The 21,008-nt window shown below is 61.0% G+C and carries 20 protein-coding genes and 2 pseudogenes; 3 read left to right on the forward strand and 19 right to left on the reverse strand.

The window, feature by feature from the left end; genetic code table 11:
* Positions 1-994: 994 nt before the first annotated feature.
* From KUIN1_RS28455 to ubiE, 12 genes and pseudogenes are all read right to left on the reverse strand, one after another.
* The gene (locus tag KUIN1_RS28455) at positions 995-1,870 is read right to left on the reverse strand and encodes a methyl-accepting chemotaxis protein (RefSeq protein ID WP_430624555.1); all 876 of its coding nucleotides are present in this window, start codon (positions 1,868-1,870) and stop codon (positions 995-997) included.
* Positions 1,853-3,022 (reverse strand): annotated as a pseudogene (locus KUIN1_RS28460) (methyl-accepting chemotaxis protein); the annotation flags it as partial. The gene KUIN1_RS28455 and the pseudogene KUIN1_RS28460, both read right to left, overlap by 18 nt.
* Before the next feature lie 118 nt (positions 3,023-3,140).
* Positions 3,141-4,976: a methyl-accepting chemotaxis protein gene (locus tag KUIN1_RS02075; RefSeq protein ID WP_430758753.1), complete on the reverse strand. Its 1,836-nt coding sequence runs from the start codon at positions 4,974-4,976 to the stop codon at positions 3,141-3,143.
* A 169-nt stretch (positions 4,977-5,145) separates the two neighbouring features.
* Positions 5,146-5,853: a 16S rRNA (uracil(1498)-N(3))-methyltransferase gene (locus KUIN1_RS02080; RefSeq protein WP_024650698.1), complete on the reverse strand. Its 708-nt coding sequence runs from the start codon at positions 5,851-5,853 to the stop codon at positions 5,146-5,148.
* Positions 5,850-6,650, reverse strand: coding sequence for a twin-arginine translocase subunit TatC (tatC, locus tag KUIN1_RS02085; RefSeq protein WP_011266364.1), 801 nt, complete (start codon positions 6,648-6,650; stop codon positions 5,850-5,852). Before tatC ends, KUIN1_RS02080 begins: the two co-directional genes overlap by 4 nt.
* The gene (tatB, locus tag KUIN1_RS02090) at positions 6,647-7,123 is read right to left on the reverse strand and encodes a Sec-independent protein translocase protein TatB (RefSeq protein WP_103360062.1); all 477 of its coding nucleotides are present in this window, start codon (positions 7,121-7,123) and stop codon (positions 6,647-6,649) included. Before tatB ends, tatC begins: the two co-directional genes overlap by 4 nt.
* A 4-nt stretch (positions 7,124-7,127) precedes the next feature.
* Positions 7,128-7,403 carry a twin-arginine translocase TatA/TatE family subunit gene (locus tag KUIN1_RS02095; protein WP_003316632.1) on the reverse strand — a complete coding sequence of 92 codons (276 nt, stop codon included), beginning with the start codon at positions 7,401-7,403 and terminating at the stop codon, positions 7,128-7,130.
* A 44-nt stretch (positions 7,404-7,447) separates the two neighbouring features.
* Positions 7,448-7,780 (reverse strand): phosphoribosyl-ATP diphosphatase, encoded by a 333-nt coding sequence (locus KUIN1_RS02100; RefSeq protein WP_002551631.1) that lies wholly within the window; start codon positions 7,778-7,780, stop codon positions 7,448-7,450.
* Between the two features lie 2 nt (positions 7,781-7,782).
* Entirely contained in the window at positions 7,783-8,175 is a 393-nt protein-coding gene (hisI, locus tag KUIN1_RS02105) for a phosphoribosyl-AMP cyclohydrolase (RefSeq protein ID WP_116886868.1), read from the reverse strand.
* Positions 8,176-8,242: 67 nt separating this feature from the next.
* Positions 8,243-9,862 (reverse strand): ubiquinone biosynthesis regulatory protein kinase UbiB, encoded by a 1,620-nt coding sequence (ubiB, locus tag KUIN1_RS02110; RefSeq protein ID WP_003316635.1) that lies wholly within the window; start codon positions 9,860-9,862, stop codon positions 8,243-8,245.
* Positions 9,859-10,482 carry a ubiquinone biosynthesis accessory factor UbiJ gene (locus tag KUIN1_RS02115; RefSeq protein ID WP_116886867.1) on the reverse strand — a complete coding sequence of 208 codons (624 nt, stop codon included), beginning with the start codon at positions 10,480-10,482 and terminating at the stop codon, positions 9,859-9,861. Before KUIN1_RS02115 ends, ubiB begins: the two co-directional genes overlap by 4 nt.
* Positions 10,482-11,252: a bifunctional demethylmenaquinone methyltransferase/2-methoxy-6-polyprenyl-1,4-benzoquinol methylase UbiE gene (ubiE, locus tag KUIN1_RS02120; protein WP_002551635.1), complete on the reverse strand. Its 771-nt coding sequence runs from the start codon at positions 11,250-11,252 to the stop codon at positions 10,482-10,484. Before ubiE ends, KUIN1_RS02115 begins: the two co-directional genes overlap by 1 nt.
* A 144-nt stretch (positions 11,253-11,396) precedes the next feature.
* On the opposite strand from ubiE, the gene KUIN1_RS02125 reads away from it, so the two are divergent.
* From KUIN1_RS02125 to KUIN1_RS02135, 3 genes and pseudogenes are all read left to right on the forward strand, one after another.
* On the forward strand, positions 11,397-11,675 hold the full coding sequence (locus tag KUIN1_RS02125) for a polyhydroxyalkanoic acid system family protein (protein ID WP_011266368.1): 279 nt from the start codon (positions 11,397-11,399) through the stop codon (positions 11,673-11,675).
* 64 nt (positions 11,676-11,739) lie between these two features.
* Positions 11,740-11,874, forward strand: a pseudogene (locus tag KUIN1_RS02130) (phasin family protein); the annotation flags it as partial.
* Positions 11,875-11,937: 63 nt separating this feature from the next.
* On the forward strand, positions 11,938-12,630 hold the full coding sequence (locus tag KUIN1_RS02135; RefSeq protein ID WP_116886866.1) for a phasin family protein: 693 nt from the start codon (positions 11,938-11,940) through the stop codon (positions 12,628-12,630).
* A gap of 540 nt (positions 12,631-13,170) precedes the next feature.
* Here KUIN1_RS02135 and KUIN1_RS27805 read toward each other — a convergent pair.
* The 7 genes from KUIN1_RS27805 to KUIN1_RS02170 all read right to left on the reverse strand — a co-directional run bounded on the left by KUIN1_RS27805 (position 13,171) and on the right by KUIN1_RS02170 (position 20,902).
* Positions 13,171-13,311, reverse strand: coding sequence for a hypothetical protein (locus KUIN1_RS27805; RefSeq protein WP_178112638.1), 141 nt, complete (start codon positions 13,309-13,311; stop codon positions 13,171-13,173).
* Between the two features lie 19 nt (positions 13,312-13,330).
* Positions 13,331-13,708: a gamma-butyrobetaine hydroxylase-like domain-containing protein gene (locus tag KUIN1_RS02145; RefSeq protein ID WP_003316640.1), complete on the reverse strand. Its 378-nt coding sequence runs from the start codon at positions 13,706-13,708 to the stop codon at positions 13,331-13,333.
* A 91-nt stretch (positions 13,709-13,799) separates the two neighbouring features.
* Complete coding sequence (hslU, locus tag KUIN1_RS02150; RefSeq protein ID WP_003316641.1) at positions 13,800-15,137, reverse strand: ATP-dependent protease ATPase subunit HslU; 1,338 nt, start codon at positions 15,135-15,137, stop codon at positions 13,800-13,802.
* Positions 15,138-15,203: 66 nt separating this feature from the next.
* On the reverse strand, positions 15,204-15,734 hold the full coding sequence (gene hslV, locus KUIN1_RS02155; protein WP_003392345.1) for an ATP-dependent protease subunit HslV: 531 nt from the start codon (positions 15,732-15,734) through the stop codon (positions 15,204-15,206).
* Between the two features lie 414 nt (positions 15,735-16,148).
* Complete coding sequence (locus KUIN1_RS02160) at positions 16,149-16,844, reverse strand: SPOR domain-containing protein (protein WP_003403056.1); 696 nt, start codon at positions 16,842-16,844, stop codon at positions 16,149-16,151.
* A gap of 1 nt (position 16,845) precedes the next feature.
* Positions 16,846-18,585, reverse strand: coding sequence for an arginine--tRNA ligase (gene argS, locus KUIN1_RS02165; RefSeq protein ID WP_003403053.1), 1,740 nt, complete (start codon positions 18,583-18,585; stop codon positions 16,846-16,848).
* Between the two features lie 97 nt (positions 18,586-18,682).
* A complete protein-coding gene (locus tag KUIN1_RS02170; protein WP_152091802.1) occupies positions 18,683-20,902 on the reverse strand; it encodes a primosomal protein N' in 2,220 nt (739 codons plus the stop codon).
* Between the last annotated feature and the right edge of the window lie 106 nt (positions 20,903-21,008).

Genomic DNA, 21,008 nt, shown 5'->3' on the forward strand with positions numbered 1-21,008 from the left:
CCTACGCCCGTTGGGCAGAATCAAAAGCGGCCTCCTGCCCGAGGGGTAGGAGCGAGCTTGTTCGCGAAGACGCTCGCTCAGGCGATGCATGTTCGGGAAGCTTGACGGCCCCTTCGCGGACAAGTCCGCTCCTACGCCCGTTGGGCAGAATCAAAAACGGCCTCCTGCCCGAGGGGTAGGAGCGAACGTGTTCGCGAAGACGGTCGCTCAGGCGATGCATGTCCGGAAAGCTTGACGGCCCCTTCGCGGACAAGTCCGCTCCTACGCCCGTTGGGCAGAATCAAAAACGGCCTCCTGCCCGAGGGGTAGGAGCGAACGTGTTCGCGAAGACGGTCGCTCAGGCGATGCATGTCCGGAAAGCTTGGCGGCCCCTTCGCGGACAAGTCCGCTCCTACGCCCGTTGGGCAGAATCAAAAGCGGCCTCCTGCCCGAGGGGTAGGAGCGAGCTTGTTCGCGAAGACGCTCGCTCAGGCGATGCATGTTCGGGAAGCTTGACGGCCCCTTCGCGGACAAGTCCGCTCCTACGCCCGTTGGGCAGAATCAAAAACGGCCTCCTGCCCGAGGGGTAGGAGCGAACTTGTTCGCGAAGACGGTCGCTCAAGCGATGCATGTCCGGAAAGCTTGACGGCCCCTTCGCGGACAAGTCCGCTCCTACGCCCGTTGGGCAGAATCAAAAACGGCCTCCTGCCCGAGGGGTAGGGGCGAACTTGTTCGCGAAGACGGTCTTTCAAGCGATGCATTGTCGGGAAGCTTGACGGCCCCTTCGCGGACAAGTCCGCTCCTACGCCCGTTGGGCAGAATCAAAAACGGCCTCCTGCCCGAGGGGTAGGAGCGAACTTGTTCGCGAAGACGGTCGCTCAGGCGATGCATGTCCGGAAAGCTTGGCGGCCCCTTCGCGGACAAGTCCGCTCCTACGCCCGTTGGGCAGAATCAAAAGCAGGCTGGTGTATAACGCCAAGCGCTCCAGCGTCGGAATCCTTGCGTCGCAGATCTATCAACCCACCCTGAATTTCCCCACCAGTGTCTGCAGGTGGCTTCCCAGTCTGGCGAGTTCGACGCTGGAGGCGGCGGTTTGTTCGCTGGCTGCGGCGGTTTGTTCGGAGATGTCGCGTACGCTGATGACGTTACGGTTGATCTGTTCGGCGACCACGCTCTGTTCCTCGCTGGCGGTAGCGATCTGTTCGTTCATGTGCTGGATCGTCGCCACGGTGCGGGTGATCTGCTCCAGTGCGCCACCGGCACGACGGCTCAGTTCAACCGTGTTGTCAGTCAGGGTGCGGCTGCTGTCCAGAGTGGTCGCGACCTGTTGTGTGCCGGTTTGCAGGGCGGCGATCAGCTCTTCGATTTCCTCGGTGGATTTTTGCGTGCGCTGCGCCAGACCACGCACTTCATCGGCAACCACCGCGAAGCCGCGCCCGGCCTCTCCCGCGCGGGCTGCTTCAATCGCCGCATTGAGAGCCAGCAGATTGGTCTGCTGTGAAACAGACTTGATCACGTCAAGAACGCCGACGATCTTGTTACTCTCCTGCTTGAGCGCGCTCATCGACTGGGTGGAGTTCAGCACTTCGCGAGCCAGTTGCTCGATCTGCGTGATCGCCTGCCCGACCACTTCATCGCCGCTGCGCGCCTGTTGATCCGCCTGAGCGGCTGCCTGCGAAGCTTCTTGCGCATTGCGCGCGACTTCCTGCACGGTCGCGGCCATTTCATTCATGGCCGCGGCCACCTGATCGGTTTCGTCTTTTTGGCTGGTGACTCCGATGCAGGTCTGTTTGGTCACCGCGGATAACTGTTCGGCCGCGCTGGCGATCTGCGACACGCCCTCGCTGATGCCGCCAACCAGTTCGCGCAGGCTGACGGTCATGGTCTGCATGCTGCCTTGTAACTGACCCATTTCGTCACGGCGTGTGACCGATATGTCCCGGCTCAGATCGCCCTGAGCGATGCGCGCTGCGGCACTGAGTGTCTGCTGCAAAGGCACGGTGATCTGCCGGGTCATGATCCAGGCGGCAAGCAATCCGATCAGCAGTGCCAGACCTGCAACACTGCTCAGCATGGCGCTGGAATTAGCCGCCTCGCTGTCGCGCTGTGCAGTCTGCAGGCGATTCAGCGCGCCGACGGAGTCCAGCAGCGTTTCGCCAAGGCCTTCCATGATTTCCTGATCCGCTTCGGCCTTGGTCTGTATCTGCTTGAACTCGCCAAGCCGTTCGCGATAACTCTGCAGGGCTGCGGTCGCCGGTGTCAGGCCCTGAAGGCTTTCGTTGCCCTGATCCTGAGCGATCTGCCCGATTTCCTTGAGCGCTTCGTCGATGGCCGCAATGGCTGCGCTTTCATCCGCGTCGCGGGTGGTGAAGGTATACGTCTGCACTTGATAACGAGCGGTCTGGACCTGCTGCCTCAGTTGGGAAATATTGGTGAATTCCTCCATCCGCTCGCTGCTGTCCTGTTCCTGGCTGACGCTTTTGAGCACTTCTACCTCAACCTGCGCGATGGCCTGCAAGGCCTGTTCCGAGGTCTGCTCCAGGCGCGTGCGTATCTGGTTGCGGGTCTGTCGGTTGTCGCGAACGTCCGCGAAGGTCTTTTCGATCCTGTTCAGCGTCTCGAACTGCCCGTTGAGCAGCTTGATGGTTGCCTCCTCGTCACTCTGCTTGTGCAGCAGGGTAAGCTGGGCTTTCATTTCATTGAGCTTTTCTGTAACCAGCGCCGTGCTCTCCGGGGTTTTCTGGACGCGGTCGGTGATTCGCTCGGCGCGCAGATCTTTGGTCAGACCGTTGAGCTGGGCGATGTCCGAGAGCGACTCCGAGCGGTCGATCATGGTGTACAGGCCATGCCAGCCCGTCAGTGTGATGATCAGCGTCAATAACAGCACCAGGCCGAAACCCAGGGACAGTTTGAATCTGACGTTCATGTTGCCGAGCGCTTGATTGATCAGTCGGAACATTGGAATCTCCTGCAATGAGCGAACAAAAGCACGTTCCGAACCCGTCGGGACATGCGTTGTGAGCGCATCGGCGTGGCGATTCATTGCGTGACCTGAGAAGGTCGTAGGAGATTTCCGAGCAGGGAGGAGGGGTGAAAGGTGTCACATTTTGTCGGGAAAAATGGCCCGCGCCGAGTGCTGACGCGGGCTGTGTCCTGACAGGTCAGACGGTGAAACGGCTCACCAGCACCTGAAGGTGATTGCCCAGTCTCGCCAGTTCTACACTGGACGCCGCGGTTTCTTCACTGGCTGCAGAGGTCTGTTCGGACACGTCACGGACATTGATGATGCTGCGGTTGATCTCTTCGGCGGTCGCGCTCTGTTCTTCGGCGGCAGCCGCAATCTGCTGGTTCATGGCCTGGATCGACGAGACGGTTTTGGTGATGTTCGCCAGCGATCCGCCGGCCCTGCGGGTCAGTTCCACGCTGCTGGTGCTCAGCTCGCGGCTGCTGTCCATGACGGTGGTTGCCTGTTGTGTGCCGCTTTGCAGGCGGGCAATAAGTGCTTCGATTTCTTCAGTGGATTTTTGCGTGCGTTGCGCCAGGCTGCGCACTTCATCGGCAACCACCGCAAAGCCCCGACCGGCCTCACCGGCGCGTGCTGCCTCGATAGCGGCGTTCAACGCCAGCAGGTTGGTCTGTTCGGCGACCGATTTGATGACGTCCAGCACGCTGCCAATCTTGTCGCTTTCCTGTTTCAACGCGCCCATTGCTTCGCTGGAGTTGCCCACCGCAGAGGCGAGACGTTCGATTTGCGCAATGGCCTCGTTGACCACCCGTTCCCCGTCACGGGCCTGACGGTCTGCCGTCACCGCTGCTTCCGAAGCTTCCTCGGCGTTGCGTGCGACCTCCTGAACGGTCGCCGTCATTTCATGCATGGCAGTAGCGACCTGATCGGTCTCGACCTTCTGGCTGTTGACCCCGGCACTGGTCTGCTCGGTAACCGCCGACAGCTCTTCCGCAGCGCTGGCAATCTGGGTGACGCCATCACGAATCCCGCCGACCAGTTCGCGCAGACTGACCGTCATGCGCTGAATCGTGGCCTGCAGCTTGCCCAGCTCGTCCTTGCGATCAACCTTGAGGTTGCGGCTCAGGTCGCCCGAGGCGACCCGCTCCACTACTTCGAGAGTCTCCTGCAGCGGGGTGGTGATCTGGCGAGTGATGACCCACGCCGCGAGAATGCTCAACACCAGCGCCAGCGCAGTCGCGGCGATGATCATCTGGACCGACTTGGCGCTGTCTGCGTCGCGGCTCTTGTTCTGTCTGGCAATCAGGTCGTTGCTGGTGGCGAGCATGCTGACGCCCAGCGTGGTCATTTTATCCAGTGCGGCCTTGGAGGCGGCCTGGGCATCGCGGTATTTGCCCACAGCCGCGCGGTAGCCATTCAGCCCGGCGATGGCCTGTTGCAGCATGGGCGAATAAGTGGAAGAAATGTCGCCAGCCAGCGTGTTGATCCCGGTCACAGCATCATCGATGGCTTTATTGGCGTCCTTTTCGAAATCGGGACGGCCGCTGTAGGTGTAACCACGTACCTGAAAGCGCGCCTGCTGAATCAGCTTGCTGACGCCGACGATGCCATTGAAGGCGAGGATGTTATCTTCCTTGAGCAGTTCGGCTTCGATCCTGTTGGCCTGATCCACTGCCTTGTCGGCGTTTTCGCCCATCTGGCTGCGGCTGGCTTCGCGGGTATCGATTGCCTTGCTCATGTCCTCGAACGACTGGCGATAGTCGCGAGTGGCCTGAATCTGGACATCCAGCAACTGCAGGTTCTCGGGGGATCGCAGCAGGTTTCTGGCGGTTTGCAGTGCGGCGTCGAGCTCATCGAGTGTACTTCTGACCTTCGCTGCAGTCTCTGCGTTGTACAGCACCTCGTAGCTCATACGGTTGATGCGCAACTGAAGGGTCAGCTCATTGACCTCTGCAATCGCAGTGACACGGTCCCCACGATCGATCAGGGCCTGATTGCTGAACCAGCCGGTGGCTGAAATCATCAGCGTCATCAACAGCACCAGACCAAAGCCGATCGCCAATTTGAGGCTGACACTCGCATTGGCGAGGCTTTTGGATAACCCACGAGACATGATCACTCCTTGACATCTTTTGTCCTAAGTATCCGACTGCATCGGCCAGTTATCGGTTAACTGAAGCGATTGAGTCGACACTGACAGCTTAGAACAAGCGAGCGAGAAGGGCCGTTACAGCGGTTTCGACGCGCAGGATGCGTTCGCCCAGTTGCACGGGCTGCAAACCTGACTGGCGCAACAGATCGATTTCGTACGGTATCCAGCCACCTTCAGGGCCAATGGCCAGTGTGACCGGTTGGGTGACCGCACGTGGGCAGGCCGGGAAATCACCGGGATGGCCGACCAGGGCCAGTGTGTCGAGCGCGATCTGCGGCAAGCGATCTTCAACGAACGGCTTGAAGCGCTTTTCGATCACGATTTCAGGCAGCACCGAATCGCGCGCCTGCTCCAGGCCCAGAATCAGCTGCTCGCGGATGGCTTCGGCCTCGAGAAACGGCGTCTGCCAGAAGCTTTTTTCCACCCTGTAGCTGTTCAGCAGAATGACTTTCGGTACGCCCATGGTCGCAACGGTCTGAAACACCCGGCGTAACATCTTCGGGCGTGGCAACGCCAGCAACAGGGTAAGCGGCAGCTTTGCCGGCGGAGCACTCTGCAGCTCGACACGCAGCTCTGCTTCATGGGGTTCAAGGCGCAGCAGTTGGGCATTGCCCAGCAGGCCATTGACGCGGCCCACACGCAAACTGTCGCCAACCTCTGCGCGGTGCACCTCCTGCATGTGCTTCAGGCGGCGGTCACGCAGGACCACCCGGTCCGCCGCAATGAAATCGGCTTCCTCAAGCAGCAGCAGGTTCACGGAGTGGTCGCGGGCGGCTGATCCTGCTTGTCAGCGTCCTCGGCCTCATCGTCCGGATGTTCGCCACGCTTCTTGATCATCGTGCTGCACAGGACGCCCAGCTCGAAGAGCAGCCACATCGGCACCGCCAGCAGCGTCTGCGAGAAGATGTCCGGCGGCGTGAGGATCATGCCGACCACGAAGCAGCCGATGATCACGTAAGGGCGGATCTTCTTCAGGTACTTGACGTCGACGATGCCGATCCACACCAGCAACACCACGGCCACCGGGATTTCGAAGGCCACGCCAAAGGCGAAGAACAGCGTCATCACGAAGTCCAGGTAGCTGGCGATGTCGGTCATCATCGACACGCCTTCCGGCGTCACGCTGGCGAAGAAGTGGAAAATCAGCGGGAAGACCAGGAAGTAGGCGAACGCCATGCCTGCGTAGAACAGGATGATGCTCGACACCAGCAATGGCACTGCGACACGCTTCTCGTGCTTGTACAGGCCCGGCGCGATGAAGCCCCAGATCTGATGCAGGATGACCGGCATGGACAGAAACAGCGCGACCATCATGGTCAGCTTGAACGGCGTGATGAACGGCGAGGCCACATCGGTGGCGATCATCGTTGCGCCTTCAGGCAGATAGACTCGCAGCGGCGCCGAGACCAGTGTGTAGATCTTCTGCGTGAAGTAGAACAGGCCGGCGAAAATCAGGAAGACTGCCGCAACGCAGCGCAACAGACGTGTACGCAGCTCGGTGAGGTGCGAGATCAGCGGCATTTGCTGATCATTTTCCGGGGTATCAGCGCTCATGGTGCTCGCGGTGGCAATGACGAATCGTGGGCGGGAGGCGTCGGGACCGGTGTGCCGGCGTCAGCCGGTTTCGCGGTTTTCTCCAGCGACAGCTCGGTCTTTGGTGCCGCAGGTTGGGCAGGGCCGATTTCGTGGTGTGCGGCTTGGTTGTGCACGGGGCTTGCAGCTTCGGCCGCAGCGGGCGCTGGCGGCGGGTTTGCCGGCTCCGGGCTGTTCTCGGACGGCTGATTGGGCGCGAACATTTTGCGCGCTTCGTCTTCCATCGAAAGAATATGCTCGTTGTGCAACTGCCGACGAATTTCGTCGGCCCCGATTTCACGTTCAACTTCCTGTTTGATCGCATTGAAGCTGCGCTTCAAGCGGCCGATCCATAAGCCTGCGGTGCGTGCAGCACCCGGCAGGCGCTCGGGACCCAGTACCAGCAAGGCAACCAGGCCGACAAGCAGCAGTTCAGAGAAGCTGATACCGAACATGGGCTTAAACCTGGTCTTTGCGGATCGGCTCGTCGACTTTGTGCGCCTGCGCGTCGATGGTGTGCGGCTGATTCAGCGGCGAGCCCTGTGGGGCTGGCTGGGCCTGCTGGGGTTGAGGTGCAGGCTGTTCGGCAGGCTTGTCGTCGTCATTCATCGCCTTGCGAAAGCCCTTGATCGATTCGCCGACGTCGCTGCCCAGGCCCTTGAGTTTCTTGGTCCCGAAAACCAGTACTACGACGATCAGGATGACGATCCAGTGTTTCCAGTCAAAAATACCCATGAAACAGTCCTCGTAAAAGAGTTCAAGCTTGAAAGGGGAGAGCGTTACTCTGCCGTGCGAGCGGCTTTTTCCGCGTGGCCGGACAAGCCGAATCGGCGGTCCAGTTCATCGAGCACGGCCTGTGGGTGCTGACCCAGCGCGGCGAGCATCACCATGCTGTGAAACCACAGGTCAGCGGTTTCATAAATCACGTCACTGCAATCGCCGCTGACCGCAGCGTCCTTGGCAGCGATGATGGTCTCGATCGACTCTTCGCCGAGCTTTTCCAGAATCTTGTTCAGGCCCTTGTGATACAGGCTTGCGACATAGGAGCTGTCGGCAGCGGCGTCCTTGCGTGATTCCAGCACTTCGGCCAGACGGGACAACGTATCAGTCATGTTCAATGGCCTGCAGGGTAAATAGCATCAGGATCTTTCAGAACCGGGTCTACGGTCTTCCAGCCTGACTTTTCATGCACTCGGTAGAAGCAACTTTCGCGGCCGGTATGGCAAGCGATGCCACCGATCTGCTCGACCATCAGGATAATGACGTCGGCGTCACAGTCCAGGCGCAGTTCATGCAGCTTTTGCACATGACCCGATTCTTCACCTTTGCGCCAGAGTTTGCCACGCGAACGCGACCAATAGATGGCACGGTTCTCGGCCGCGGTCAGGCTCAGGGCCTCGCGGTTCATCCAGGCCATCATCAATACCCGGCCGGTCTTGTGATCCTGAGCGATTGCAGGCACCAGACCGTCGCTGTTCCAGTGAATCTCGTCCAGCCAGTCTTTCATATCTACTCCGGCAGCCGGCTTTCATGCCCGGCGGATTGAACAGTGTGCCAGCGCCATTCGCTGCTGGCTATCGGCGAACGATCAGATACAGCCCGGCGATCAGCATGATCGCGGCCGGCCACGCGGTGAGCGTCAGCAACTGGGTGGCGGCCTCGCTCATCACCCAGCCCTGTATCGCGCCGCCGACCAGTAATGCTGCACCGATCAGCCGCAGGACCGGCTCGTCCTTGCGATCGTGCCAAGGGCGTGGCGGGTCCGAGGCGTGCGGGCGGGACATGCGTTCCAGCAGGTCACGGGTCATGCCGGCGATGTGCGGCAATTGCTCGACCTGTGATTGCAGATTGCCCAGCAGGGTTTTCGGGCTGACCCGTTCACGCATCCAGCGCTCCAGATAAGGCTGCGCGGTGCTCCACAGGTCCAGTTCCGGGTACAGCTGACGACCCAGCCCCTCGATGTTGAGCAGGGTCTTTTGCAGCAGAACCAGTTGCGGCTGGACTTCCATATTGAAGCGGCGTGCGGTCTGGAACAGGCGCATCAGCACCTGACCGAAGGAAATATCCTTGAGCGGCTTCTCGAAAATCGGCTCGCAGACCGTGCGGATGGCCGCTTCGAATTCATTGAGCTTGGTCTCTGCCGGCACCCAGCCCGAATCGATGTGCAGTTGCGCAACGCGACGATAATCACGTTTGAAAAAGGCAAACAGGTTACGCGCCAGGTAATCCTGATCTTCCGGGGTCAGGCTGCCGACGATACCGCAGTCGATGGCAATGTACTTCGGCGCCCACGGGTTGACCGTACTGACGAAAATGTTGCCGGGGTGCATATCGGCATGGAAGAAGCTGTCGCGAAAAATCTGCGTGAAGAAGATCTCCACGCCGCGCTCGGCCAGTAATTTCATGTCGGTGCGCTGATCCGCCAGCCCGGCCATGTCGGTGACCTGCAGGCCGTAGATACGCTCCATGACCAGCACTTTCGGCCGGCACCAGTCCCAGTAGACCTGTGGCACGTAAAGCAGGTCGGAGCCTTCGAAGTTGCGTCGCAACTGGCTGGCGTTGGCCGCTTCACGCAGCAGGTCGAGTTCGTCGTAGATGGTCTTTTCATAATCCATCACCACCTGCACCGGATGCAGCAGGCGGGCATCGGCGGAAACGCGCTCGGCGGTGCGGGCGAGAATGAACAGCCATGCCAGGTCCTGACCGATGATCGGCTTGAGGCCGGGGCGTACCACCTTGACCACGACTTCTTCGCCGGTCTTCAGGCAGGCGGCATGCACCTGGGCGACCGAAGCGGACGCCAGCGGCTTCTCGTCGAAGCGGCTGAACACGTCACAGATGCGCGCGCCAAGCTGTTCTTCGATCAGCTTGATCGCCAATTGCTGATCGAACGGCGGCACGCGATCCTGCAGCAGCATCAGCTCGTCGGCGATGTCCTCGGGCAGCAGGTCGCGCCGGGTGGACAGCAGTTGCCCGAACTTGATGAAAATCGGCCCCAGGTCCTGGAGCGCCAGGCGAAAGCGTACGCCACGGCTCAGCTCGGATTTGCGCCGTGGCAGCCAGCGCCAGGGCAGCACGAAACGCAGCGCGAGCATCCACCACGGCAGGGGCAGGGCGAACAACAGGTCATCAAGGCGATAGCGGATAACGACACGTTGAATGCGAAACAGACGGCGGACGGCAAGCAGCTTCATGCGTTATCGCTGGTATTGAGGGAGTGGGCAAGGCGGGCAAAGCGCGCCTCGAGGCGTTCCAGATCGAGTTTGATCTGATCGAGTTCGGCGAATCGTGCTTCGGCTTCGTGTTTGCCTACCAGCGTGCGCGATTCTTCGCTGAGGTAGTCGGTGACGTTCTGGCTGAGGCTGTTGAAGCTTTCCCGCGTCCAGCGCCCGCTGTTGCGCAGGTGGCTGCTGAACAACTGGCTGGCCACCGGGCCGACCCAGTTGGACAGTTCGTGCTCCCAGTCCAGCTCCAGGTCCTGAAGAATGCCGACCAGTTCCAGCAGCGCGCCGCTGTCACCGTCGAGTTCGACGTCCGGGCCGTGCAGCACGGCGGTCTTGTCCTTGCTCAGGGCCAGGCGCACCAGGCTGGACGCCGGCGCACGCAGGGTGCAGTCTGCCTCGGCCGCCCAGTCAGCGGCGAGCAGCAAGCCTTGGTCGCTGGGCAGGATGAACAGCTTCAGGGACGGATCGCGACAGTCCACCGCAATGACACGTCCGGACAGACGCGCCATGCGGGGCAGCGCGGTGCTGTCCAGGCGCAGCACCCGATTGATGCCGTGCTCGATGCTGGCGAGCAGCCCCCGGAGCAACATCAGGGTTTGATACCGCGGTGCAGGGCCACGACGCCGGCAGTCATGTTGTGATAGGTCACTCGGTCAAAACCGGCTTCTACCATCATCGACTTGAGGGTTTCCTGGTTGGGGTGCATGCGGATCGATTCGGCCAGATAGCGGTAGCTTTCCGAATCATTGGTGACCAGCTTGCCCATCAACGGCATGAACGCGAACGAGTAGGCGTCGTAGGCCTTGGACATCAACTTGTTGGTCGGCTTGGAGAACTCCAGCACCAACAGGCGACCACCCGGCTTGAGCACGCGCAGCATGGAACGCAGGGCGTCTTCCTTGTGCGTCACGTTGCGCAGGCCGAACGCGATGGTCACGCAGTCGAAATGGTTGTCCGGGAATGGCAGCTTCTCGGCGTCTGCCTGGACAAACTCGACGTTGCCCGACACACCCAGGTCCAGCAGGCGGTCACGGCCGACCTTGAGCATGGAGGCGTTGATGTCAGCCAGTACCACCTGGCCGGTCGGGCCGACCAGGTTGGAGAATTTGCGGGTCAGATCACCCGTGCCGCCAGCAATGTCCAGCACGCGGTTGCCGGTGCGGACGCCGGACAGCTCGATTGCGAAACGCTTCCACAGGCGATGCATGCCGCCGGACAGCAGGTCGTTCATCAGGTCGTACTTGGCCGCCACCGAATGGAAAACCTCAGCGACTTTTTCTGCCTTCTGGCTTTCCGGTACATTTTTGTAACCGAAGTGAGTCGTAGGTTCGGCATCGCTGCCTTTGCGCTGATCGTTCATATCGCTTCACCGGAATAGAGTGCGGGTCATTCTAATCGCCAAGGCCGGCTTTGTCTTGACAAGGCTCACCTGCAACGCTTTCTTGGATGCGGGCGGGTGTATATAGTTGCGCCGCATTTCATATGACGATCAAGGAAGCCTCTGATGGCCAAGATAACCGTTGAACGCCCGCACGCCCTGGGCCTCGAGAAGGCCCGCAAAAAGGCCGAGCAACTGGTCGAGAAGCTGTCCACCCGATACGGACTGGCCCACGAATGGGCTGGCGATACCGTAAAACTGGAGGGCAAGGGCGCCAAGGGCGAGGTCGAGGTCGAAGAGGCTTTGATCCGCGTCAACATCGAGCTGAACTTCATCCTGTCGGCCATGAGCGGTTCGATCAAGACAGAAGTCGAGCGCGTTCTGGACAAGGCGCTCGCTGCCTGAGTGCCGTATGCAGACCTGCTGATTTTTCTTCGCCGCCGTGTGCCCATGCGCTCTTTTATGCGCGCAAATCGACAGAATCGAGCGTGCTTTCGACCTTCGAGTCGCAAAGGCCTTGAACCGGATCGGTATCGCGTCTAAACATGATGTAGACACGCTCATTGCGAGCCGCCGGTGCTGCATGAGCGTGTCGGGCCGATAAAAGCTCGAACGCTGCGTGCCGAATGACTCGTGCGTTTCACGTCTGGACGATAAGGAGAACAGGATGGCTGGCAAGAAAAAAACCGAAAAAGATGGCAGCTCCTGGATGGGCGAGGTTGAGAAGTACTCTCGTCAGATCTGGCTGGCTGGTTTGGGCGCGTATTCCAAAATCAGCAATGACGGCAGCAAGCTTTTCGAGACGCTGGTGAAGGACGGCGAGAAGGCCGAGAAACTGACCAAGGTCGAAGCGCAGAAGCAGCTCGATGACGTCAAGAACACTAGCAAGTCGGCCAAGTCCCGCGTAGACGACGTGAAAGACCTCGCGGTTGGCAAGTGGAACGAGCTGGAAGAGGCTTTCGACAAGCGTCTGAATGGCGCGATTGCGCGCCTGGGTGTGCCGAGCCGCAGTGAAGTACAGGCGCTGAACAGCAAGGTCGACCAGCTGACCCGGCAGATCGAGCTACTGACGGGCGCGAAAGCCAGACCGGCTGCCTCGCGCACTGTGGCGGCCAAACCGGCAGCGACGAAGAACGCGGCGAAACCGTTGGTCAAGGCTGCGCCCAAGCCTGTCGCCAAGAAAGCAGCGGCCATGCCCGTCGAGGCTGCCAAAAAGCCTGCCGCTACGAGCACCCGCAAAACCAGCACCGCGACCAAAACTGCAGCAGCGAAAAAACCAGCGACAAGAAAGCCGGCGGCCAAACCTGCTACCAAGCCCCCTACGCCGGCCGTGCCGGAAAAACCAGCGATTCAGTCCTGATACTTGGCTGCAACAAAGAAGATAGGACGCAGAGCGTCCAGAACGGCATACCCACGCGGAGCATGGGCACGATGGTGTTCTTACGGACGACTATCGTTCCTCACGCTCCAGCGTGGGAATGCCTTTCGTGACGCTCCGCGTCACAGATCTACGCCGCGCCACCTGCTCAAGGTAGGACGCAGAGCGTCCAGAACGGCATGCCCACGCGGAGCATGGGCACGATGATGTTCTTACGGACGACTATCGTTCCTCACGCTCCAGCGTGGGAATGCCTTTCGTGACGCTCCGCGTCACAGACCAACGCCGCGCCACCTGCTCAAGGGAGGACGCAGAGCGTCCAGAACGGCATGCCCACGCGGAGCATGGGCACGATGATGATCTGGCTGACGACTATCGTTCCTCACGCTCCAGCGTGGGAATGCCTTTCGTGACGCTCCGCGTCACAAATCCGCGCCGCACCACCTGCTCAAGGGAGGACGCAGAGCGTCCAGAACGGCATGCCCACGCGGAGCATGGGCACGATGATGTTCTTGCGGGCACCTATCGTTCCTCACGCTCCAGCGTGGGAATGTATTTCATGACGCTCCGCGTCACAGACCAACGCCGCGCCACCTGCTCAGGGAGGACGCAGAGCGTCCAGAACGGCATGCCCACGCGGAGCATGGGCACGATGGTGTTCATGCGGACACCTGCAGGCGGATCAGAGCATCAGTTTGATGACGTGTTCGGAAGGGTCGCGGGACTTGCCGGCTTTTTCGAGTTCCTGCAGGTAGTCTTCCCACAGCGATGCCTGGCGTGTAGCCAGTTCGTACAGGTATTCCCAGGTAAACAGGCCGCTGTCATGACCGTCATCGAAGGTCAGTTTCAGCGCATATTGCCCGGCGGGCTCGACCTTGGTCAGGCCGACTCCCAGTTTGCCGAATTGCAGGATCGGCCGGCCGTGGCCCTGAACTTCGGCAGAAGGGGAATGCACCCGCAGAAATTCGGCGGGCAAATGGTATTCCTCATCCGGCGCGTATTTCAGCGTCAGGGTCTTGGAGGCCTTGTGCAACTGGATGGCAGTGGGCAGAGCGGGCATGGCTGCAGTCTCGGGTTTTAAGCGTCGGGCAGAAGCAAAAAGCTGCAAGCGTGAACAACCGCTTGCAGCTTGCAGCTAATAGCTTGCAGCTTCAGAGAATATAACGCGACAGGTCTTCGTTTTCTGCCAGGTCACCCAAGTGACTATTGACGTATTCCGCGTCGATCTCGATCGGCGCTGCGTCAGGGCTGATGGCCAGGTCACCGGCGCTGAACGAGACTTCCTCGAGCAGGCGCTCAAGCAGCGTGTGCAGGCGGCGGGCGCCGATGTTCTCGGTCTTCTCGTTGACCTGCCAGGCGATCTCGGCCAGACGCTTGATGCCTTCAGGCTTGAACTCGATCTTCAGGCCTTCGGTCTTGAGCAGCTCGCGGTACTGTTCGGTCAACGACGCATGCGGCTCGCTGAGGATGCGCTCGAAGTCCTGCGGCGACAGCGCCTTGAGTTCGACGCGGATCGGCAGACGGCCTTGCAGCTCGGGGACCAGATCACTCGGCTTGCTCAAATGGAACGCGCCCGAGGCGATAAACAGGATGTGGTCGGTCTTGACCATGCCCAGTTTGGTGTTCACGGTGCAGCCTTCGATCAGCGGCAGCAGGTCGCGCTGCACGCCTTCACGGGACACGTCGACACCGCCCGAATTACCACGCTTGGCCACCTTGTCGATTTCGTCGATGAATACGATGCCGTGTTGTTCGACCGCTTCCAGCGCCTTGGCTTTCAGCTCTTCTTCATTGACCAGGCGGCCAGCTTCTTCTTCGCGTACCAGCTTGAGCGCTTCCTTGACCTTGAGTTTGCGGCTCTTGGTCTTGCCCTTGCCCATGTTGGCAAACAGGCTCTGCAACTGATTGGTCATCTCCTCCATGCCAGGCGGCGCGGAGATATCGACACCAACGGCTTCGTTGATCTCGATCTCGATTTCCTTATCATCCAGCTGGCCTTCGCGCAGACGCTTGCGGAACAGCTGACGGGTATTGGAATCGCTGCTCTGCGCCGGGTCTTCGTTGAAGCCGACCCGGGCCGGCGGCAGCAGGGCGTCGAGAATGCGCTCTTCGGCAGCATCTTCGGCACGGTGACGCACCTTGACGATTTCCTGTTCGCGCAGCAGCTTGATCGCGGCATCGGCCAGATCACGGATGATCGACTCTACATCACGCCCCACATAACCCACTTCGGTGAATTTGGTGGCTTCGACCTTGATGAACGGCGCGTTGGCGAGTTTGGCCAGACGACGGGCGATTTCGGTTTTGCCGACACCGGTCGGACCGATCATCAGAATGTTCTTGGGGGTTACTTCAACACGCAGCTCTTCCGGCAACTGCATGCGGCGCCAGCGATTGCGCAGGGCAATGGCCACGGCGCGCTTGGCATCGTCCTGGCCGATAATATGGCGGTTGAGTTCATGGACGATTTCGCGGGGAGTCATTGACATGGTTATTCACGGTCCTCTGGTACGGTCAAGTCGATGGGGCCGCAAGATGTGCGGCCCGGCAGCGGCTTAGCCGGCGAGGTCCTGCTCCTCAATGGTGATGTTGTGGTTGGTGAACACGCAAATGTCGCCGGCGATATGCAGGGAAGTCTCGGCAATTTCGCGGGCCGACAGGTCGGTCTTGAGCAGCAGGGCGCGTGCCGCGGCCTGAGCGAATGCGCCGCCGGAGCCCATGGCGATCAGTCCGTCCTCGGGCTCGACCACGTCACCGTTGCCGGTGATGATCAGCGAGGCGTCCTTGTTGGCGACGGCCAGCATGGCTTCGAGGCGGCTCAGTGAGCGATCGGTGCGCCAGTCCTTGGCCAGTTCGACGGCTGCACGAACCAGATGCCCCTGGTGTTTTTCCAGTTGGGCCTCGAAGCGTTCGAACAGCGTGAATGCATCGGCGGTCGCGCCAGCGAATCCGGCGATCACTTCACCGTGATACAGGCGGCGTACCTTCTTGGCGTTGCCTTTCATGACGGTGTTGCCCAGAGAAACCTGGCCGTCGCCAGCCATGACGACTTTACCGTGGCGGCGCACTGAAACGATGGTGGTCAAGGGAGAGTCTCCACACTGCGGGGCGAAAATGCCCTGATGCAAACTCATATGGGGGTGTGGGTGAGTATTTCAACCTTGGGGATGAATCGAGGGGAATGACCGTATGATTCTTGTCCCAACCCTATAAGCGGACCGGGCGACGCTTCGTTTGTCCGCGATCTCCCGGTTTTTGTAGCGGACAGAAGGCCGTTTTGATTCTGCCCAACGGGCGTAGGAGCGGACTTGTCCGCGATGGGCTGCGAAGCGGCCCCCAAACAGGCTGCCTCGGCTGGGTCTGATACGCCGATGCGGCTGGTTTTGCTGCCGGTTCCCGGCAGATCGCGGACAAGTCCGCTCCTACGCCCTTCGGGCAGAAGCTCCGTTCTCCGTACTCATCGAAAACACGCGATGAGCACGGAAACAGCGGCGCTTTGGCTAGCGGCTCTGGCGCTGTTGCAACAACAGGTTACTAAATCCGCCGCTTGCCAGTTGTTTCTGGGCAGTGGTCAGTTGTTCGCGGTTGCTGAACGGGCCGACCAGTACGCGATACCAGGTTTCATCCTTGACGGTGCCCGACTCGACGGTAGAGGTCTGGCCCAGCAGGATGATTTGCGCGCGGACTTTCTCGGCGTCAGCCTGTTTGCGGAACGAGCCCGCCTGCAGGAAGAACGTCGTCACCGCTGCCGGCTTGGTGGTCGCAACCGGTGGCGCCGGCGGAGGCGTCAGGCCGCTGAGGGCTGCCTGGGCGCGTGCCGTGTCGATCTTGGCTGCCTGTTCCGGCGAGACCGGTGCTGTCGGTGCCACAGGAGGCGGGGTTTTTTCCGGCACGGCCTCGTTCGGCACGATCACTTCCGATTCCGGCAGCAATGTGTAGAAGTCGTACTTGGGTTTGACCGGCGCCGTAGGGCTTGGCGGTGTCTTGTTCGCTTCGGCGATCTTTGCAGCCTTGGCGTCTGCCCTGACCCGCTTGACGTCATCGCCACCGGGTTCGAGCTTCATCAAAAAGACCACGAATGCGCCCACGGTCAAGCCAATCGCCAGCCACAACCATCCTGGAATCGGCTTCTTCGCGGGTGCCTGGTAACGGCTGGCGCCCCGCTTGGGTGCCGGTTTCTTCTTCGCAACTGCCAACTTACATACGCTCCAGAGTTTCCAGACCCAACAGGTCCAGGCCTTGCTTGAGGGTGCGGCCGGTCAGTGCAGCCAGGCGCAGACGGCTCTGTTGCTGATCGGGGTTTTCCGCACCAAGGATCGGGCAGTTTTCGTAAAAGCTCGAAAACAGACCCGCAAGGTCATACAGGTAAGCACAAAGTACGTGCGGTGTGCCTTTTTCTGCGACGTTGTTCAGTGTTTCGGTGAACTGCGCCAGACGTGCGGCCAGTTCCTGTTCCTGCGGCGCTGCGAGGACGATCTGGCCCTTGCTGGCGTCAAACGCGCTGCCCAGCTTGCGGAACACGCCGGCCACACGGGTGTAGGCGTACAGCAGATAGGGCGCGGTGTTGCCTTCGAAACTGAGCATCTGATCGAAGTTGAAGCTGTAATCGCTGGCGCGGTGCTTGGACAGGTCGGCGTATTTCACCGCACTGATGCCCACGGCCTTGGCAATGCTGCGCAATTCCGCTTCGGCGACTTCCGGGTTCTTTTCCTTGACCAGCGTGTAGGCACGTTCTTCGGCTTCATCAAGCAGGTCGATGAGCTTGACCGTACCGCCATCACGGGTCTTGAACGGGCGGCCGTCGGCGCCGTTCATGGTGCCGAAGCCCATGTGTTCGAGCTGCATGCCGTCATGCACGAAACCGGCGCGGCGCGCCACTTCGAACACCTGCTGGAAGTGCAGGGCCTGACGCTGGTCGACGAAATACAGTACGCGATCGGCCTTGAGCACCTTGCTGCGATAGCGGATCGCTGCCAGGTCGGTGGTGGCATACAGATAACCGCCACCGGCCTTCTGCACGATGACCGGCAACGGCGTGTCATCGGCGGTGCGGAATTCTTCGAGAAACACGCATTGTGCGCCATTGCTCTCGACCAGCAGGCCCGTGGCTTTCAGGTCGTTGACGACATTGGCCAGGTCATCGTTATAGGCGCTTTCGCCCATCACGTCGGCCGGGGTCAGCTTGACGTTGAGGCGCTCGTAGGTCTCCTGGCAGTGCGACAGCGAGATGTCCTTGAAACGCGTCCACAGCGCCAGGCATTCGGCATCGCCGGCCTGCAGCTTGACCACCAGGCCACGGGCACGCTCGGCGAACTCTTCGGACTCGTCAAAGCGCTGCTTGGCGGCGCGGTAGAAGTTTTCCAGGTCGGACAGCTCGTCGCTGGTCGCCGGCTTTTCCTGCAGATAGGCCAGCAGCATGCCGAACTGGGTGCCCCAGTCGCCCACGTGGTTCTGGCGAATGACCGTGTCACCGAGAAACTCGAGAACGTTCGCTACGCCGTCGCCAATAATGGTCGAGCGCAGGTGCCCAACGTGCATTTCCTTGGCCAGATTGGGTGCCGACAGATCGACCACCACGCGCTGTGCAGCGCCCGCCTTGCGGACCGACAGTTTTTCCGGGTCGGCCAAGGCAGCGTCGAGGCGTGCGGCCAGCGCGGCGGTGTTCTGGAAGAAGTTCAGGAAGCCCGGCCCGGCAATTTCGACCTTGCTGATCTGCTCGTCGGCCGGGAGTGCGGCGATCAGTTTTTCAGCCAGATCGCGCGGTTTCATGCCGGCAGGCTTGGCGAGCATCATCGCGATATTGCTGGCGAAGTCGCCGTGCGTCTTGTCGCGGGCGTTTTCCACCTGAATCGCCGGCGTCAGCCCTTCTGGCAAGACGCCCTCGGTGACGAGACGGGTCAGGGCTTGTTGAATCAGCTGGCGAATCGTGTCTTTCATGGTGCTCTCTTCGACCGCAAGCGCGGTGGCGCTTCGATGCGCGGGTGGAAAAACTCCGCATTATCCGTTGCTCAAGCCTGCTTGCCAACGGCGTGACTTAATAAAGATCCACGGGATCCACATCCAGCGACCATCTGACCTGTCGACCGCTGGGCATTTGCTCCAGTGCGAGCAGCCAGGTGGCAAGCAATTTATGCAGTGGCGCGCGGGCGCTGGACTGCACCAGCAGTTGCGCGCGATAACGCCCGGCGCGGCGTTCCATCGGGGCCGGAACCGGGCCCAGCAGCTCTATGCCGCCCAGCGCCATTTGCGCAACCAGTTGCTCGGCATCGCTGCAGGCCTGATCGAGAAAGGCCTCGGCCTGTCCCGGCTTGTGCGCTTCGGCGCGCAGCAGTGCAAGGTGTGAAAACGGTGGCAGACTCGCTGAACGGCGCTCGCTCAAGGCTTGTTCGGCAAAGGCGAAATAACCCTGCTCGGTCAGCTGGATCAGCAACGGATGGTCGGCCAGGTGGGTCTGGATGATCACCTTGCCAGGCTCTTCGGCGCGCCCGGCACGGCCTGCCACCTGCACGATCAGTTGCGCCATGCGCTCGCTGGCGCGGAAGTCGCCGGAAAACAGCCCGCCGTCGGCGTCCAGAATCGAGACCAGCGTGACCCGGGGAAAGTGATGGCCCTTGGCGAGCATTTGCGTGCCGACCAGAATGCACGGCTGACCGCGCTGGATCGTCGTGAACAGCTGGTTCATGGCGTCCTTGCGCGACGTGCTGTCGCGATCGACACGCAGCACGGGGTAGTCCGAAAACAGAATCGCCAGGCGCTCTTCGGCGCGCTCGGTGCCGGCGCCTACCGGGCGCAAATCCACCTTGCCGCACGACGGGCACTGACGCGGTACGCGCTCGACATACCCGCAGTGATGGCAGCGCAGTTCGCCCGAGCGCTGGTGCACGGTCATGCGTGCATCACAGCGTTGGCAGCCGGACATCCAGCCGCAGTCGTGGCACAGCAAAGTTGGCGCAAAGCCGCGACGGTTGAGGAACACCAAAACCTGCTGGCCTGCCGCGAGCGTCTGGCCGATGGCCTGCTGCATGGGCCCGGAGATGCCGCTGTCCAGCGGTCGGCTCTTGACGTCCAGGCGCATAAAGCGTGGCTGTTGTGCGCCGCCCGCGCGCTGATTCAGGCGCAACAGGCCATAGCGGCCGGTGTAGGCGTTGTGCAGGCTTTCCAGGGACGGCGTGGCCGAGCCCAGGACAATCGGAATGTTTTCCTGACGCGCCCGCACCAGTGCCAGATCGCGGGCGTGATAGCGCAGACCTTCCTGCTGTTTATAGGAACCGTCGTGTTCTTCGTCGATGATGATCAGGCCGGGGTTTTTCATCGGCGTGAACAGCGCCGAACGCGTGCCGATGATGATGTCCGCCTCGCCATCGCGAGCCGCCAGCCAGGCGTCCAGCCGTTCGCGGTCGTTGACCGCCGAGTGGACCAGCGCAATGCGCGCATTGAAGCGCTGCTCGAAGCGCGCCAGGGTCTGCGGGCCGAGGTTGATTTCCGGGATCAGCACCAGCGCCTGCTTGCCGGCTTCGAGGGTTTCGCGGATCAGTTGCAGATAGACTTCGGTCTTGCCGCTGCCGGTGACACCTGCCAGCAGAAACGCATGAAAGCTGTCGAATCCGGCGCGGATCGCTTCGTAAGCGGCGCGTTGTTCGGTGTTGAGTGGCAATTCAGGCTGGGCCAGCCAGTGTTCATGGCGTGCGCTGGGCGCATGGCTGCGGACCTCGACGTACACCAGCTCCTTGGCCAGCAACAGGTTGAGGCTGTCCCTGTTAAGCATCAGCTTGCTGAGCAGTTGATGCGCCACTCCGTGCGGGTGCTGGGCAAGGGTGGTCAGGGCTTCGCGCTGCTTGGGCGCGCGGGCGATGCGCGGATCGTCGACGCTGGCGCCCGGGGCCACATGCCAGAAGCGCTCCTGGCGACTTTCGGCCAGTTCGCCCTGACGCAGCAGCACCGGCAAGGCCCAGCTCAGTGTGTCTCCGAGGCTGTGCTGGTAGTACTGCGAGGTCCACAGGCACAGCTTGAACAGCGCGGGCGGCAGCGGCGCTTCGCTGTCGAGCAGGGCGATTGCCGGCTTGAGCTTGTCGGCGGGTACTTCGCTGTGATCGACCACTTCCACCAGAATGCCGATCATTTCCCGACGTCCGAACGGCACTCGCAGACGCATGCCCGGCTGCAAGGCGCTGCGCGACACGCCCGCAGGGGCGCGGTAGTCGAACAGGCGGCGAAGCGGCGAGGGCAGGGCAAGGCGCAGGATGGCGTCGGGCACGCGGTGTTTCCCTGTGGTGATAAGTGATGACGGAGGCGCGATCTTAGCAGACGACCGGTGTGAAGGTTCGCTTGCGTCGTTGCAATTGTCTGGTACTATCCGCAGC

The sequence above is a fragment of the Pseudomonas sp. KUIN-1 genome (genome assembly GCF_009176725.1).
GTDB classification, from domain to species: domain Bacteria; phylum Pseudomonadota; class Gammaproteobacteria; order Pseudomonadales; family Pseudomonadaceae; genus Aquipseudomonas; species Aquipseudomonas fragariae.

Coding starts and splice junctions, on each gene's coding strand:
- KUIN1_RS02125 (WP_011266368.1), top strand. CDS start 11,397: ATGGCCAAGATAACCGTTGAACGCCCGCACGCCCTGGGCCTCGAGAAG.
- ubiE (WP_002551635.1), bottom strand. CDS start 11,252: ATGAACGATCAGCGCAAAGGCAGCGATGCCGAACCTACGACTCACTTC.
- KUIN1_RS02145 (WP_003316640.1), bottom strand. CDS start 13,708: ATGCCCGCTCTGCCCACTGCCATCCAGTTGCACAAGGCCTCCAAGACC.
- tatB (WP_103360062.1), bottom strand. CDS start 7,123: ATGTTCGGTATCAGCTTCTCTGAACTGCTGCTTGTCGGCCTGGTTGCC.
- KUIN1_RS02115 (WP_116886867.1), bottom strand. CDS start 10,482: ATGTTGCTCCGGGGGCTGCTCGCCAGCATCGAGCACGGCATCAATCGG.
- hslU (WP_003316641.1), bottom strand. CDS start 15,137: ATGTCAATGACTCCCCGCGAAATCGTCCATGAACTCAACCGCCATATT.
- KUIN1_RS02075 (WP_430758753.1), bottom strand. CDS start 4,976: ATGACGCTGATGATTTCAGCCACCGGCTGGTTCAGCAATCAGGCCCTG.
- hisI (WP_116886868.1), bottom strand. CDS start 8,175: ATGAAAGACTGGCTGGACGAGATTCACTGGAACAGCGACGGTCTGGTG.
- tatC (WP_011266364.1), bottom strand. CDS start 6,650: ATGAGCGCTGATACCCCGGAAAATGATCAGCAAATGCCGCTGATCTCG.
- KUIN1_RS02100 (WP_002551631.1), bottom strand. CDS start 7,780: ATGACTGATACGTTGTCCCGTCTGGCCGAAGTGCTGGAATCACGCAAG.
- KUIN1_RS02135 (WP_116886866.1), top strand. CDS start 11,938: ATGGCTGGCAAGAAAAAAACCGAAAAAGATGGCAGCTCCTGGATGGGC.
- argS (WP_003403053.1), bottom strand. CDS start 18,585: ATGAAAGACACGATTCGCCAGCTGATTCAACAAGCCCTGACCCGTCTC.
- KUIN1_RS02095 (WP_003316632.1), bottom strand. CDS start 7,403: ATGGGTATTTTTGACTGGAAACACTGGATCGTCATCCTGATCGTCGTA.
- KUIN1_RS27805 (WP_178112638.1), bottom strand. CDS start 13,311: ATGAACACCATCGTGCCCATGCTCCGCGTGGGCATGCCGTTCTGGACG.
- ubiB (WP_003316635.1), bottom strand. CDS start 9,862: ATGAAGCTGCTTGCCGTCCGCCGTCTGTTTCGCATTCAACGTGTCGTT.
- KUIN1_RS28455 (WP_430624555.1), bottom strand. CDS start 1,870: ATGCAGACCATGACCGTCAGCCTGCGCGAACTGGTTGGCGGCATCAGC.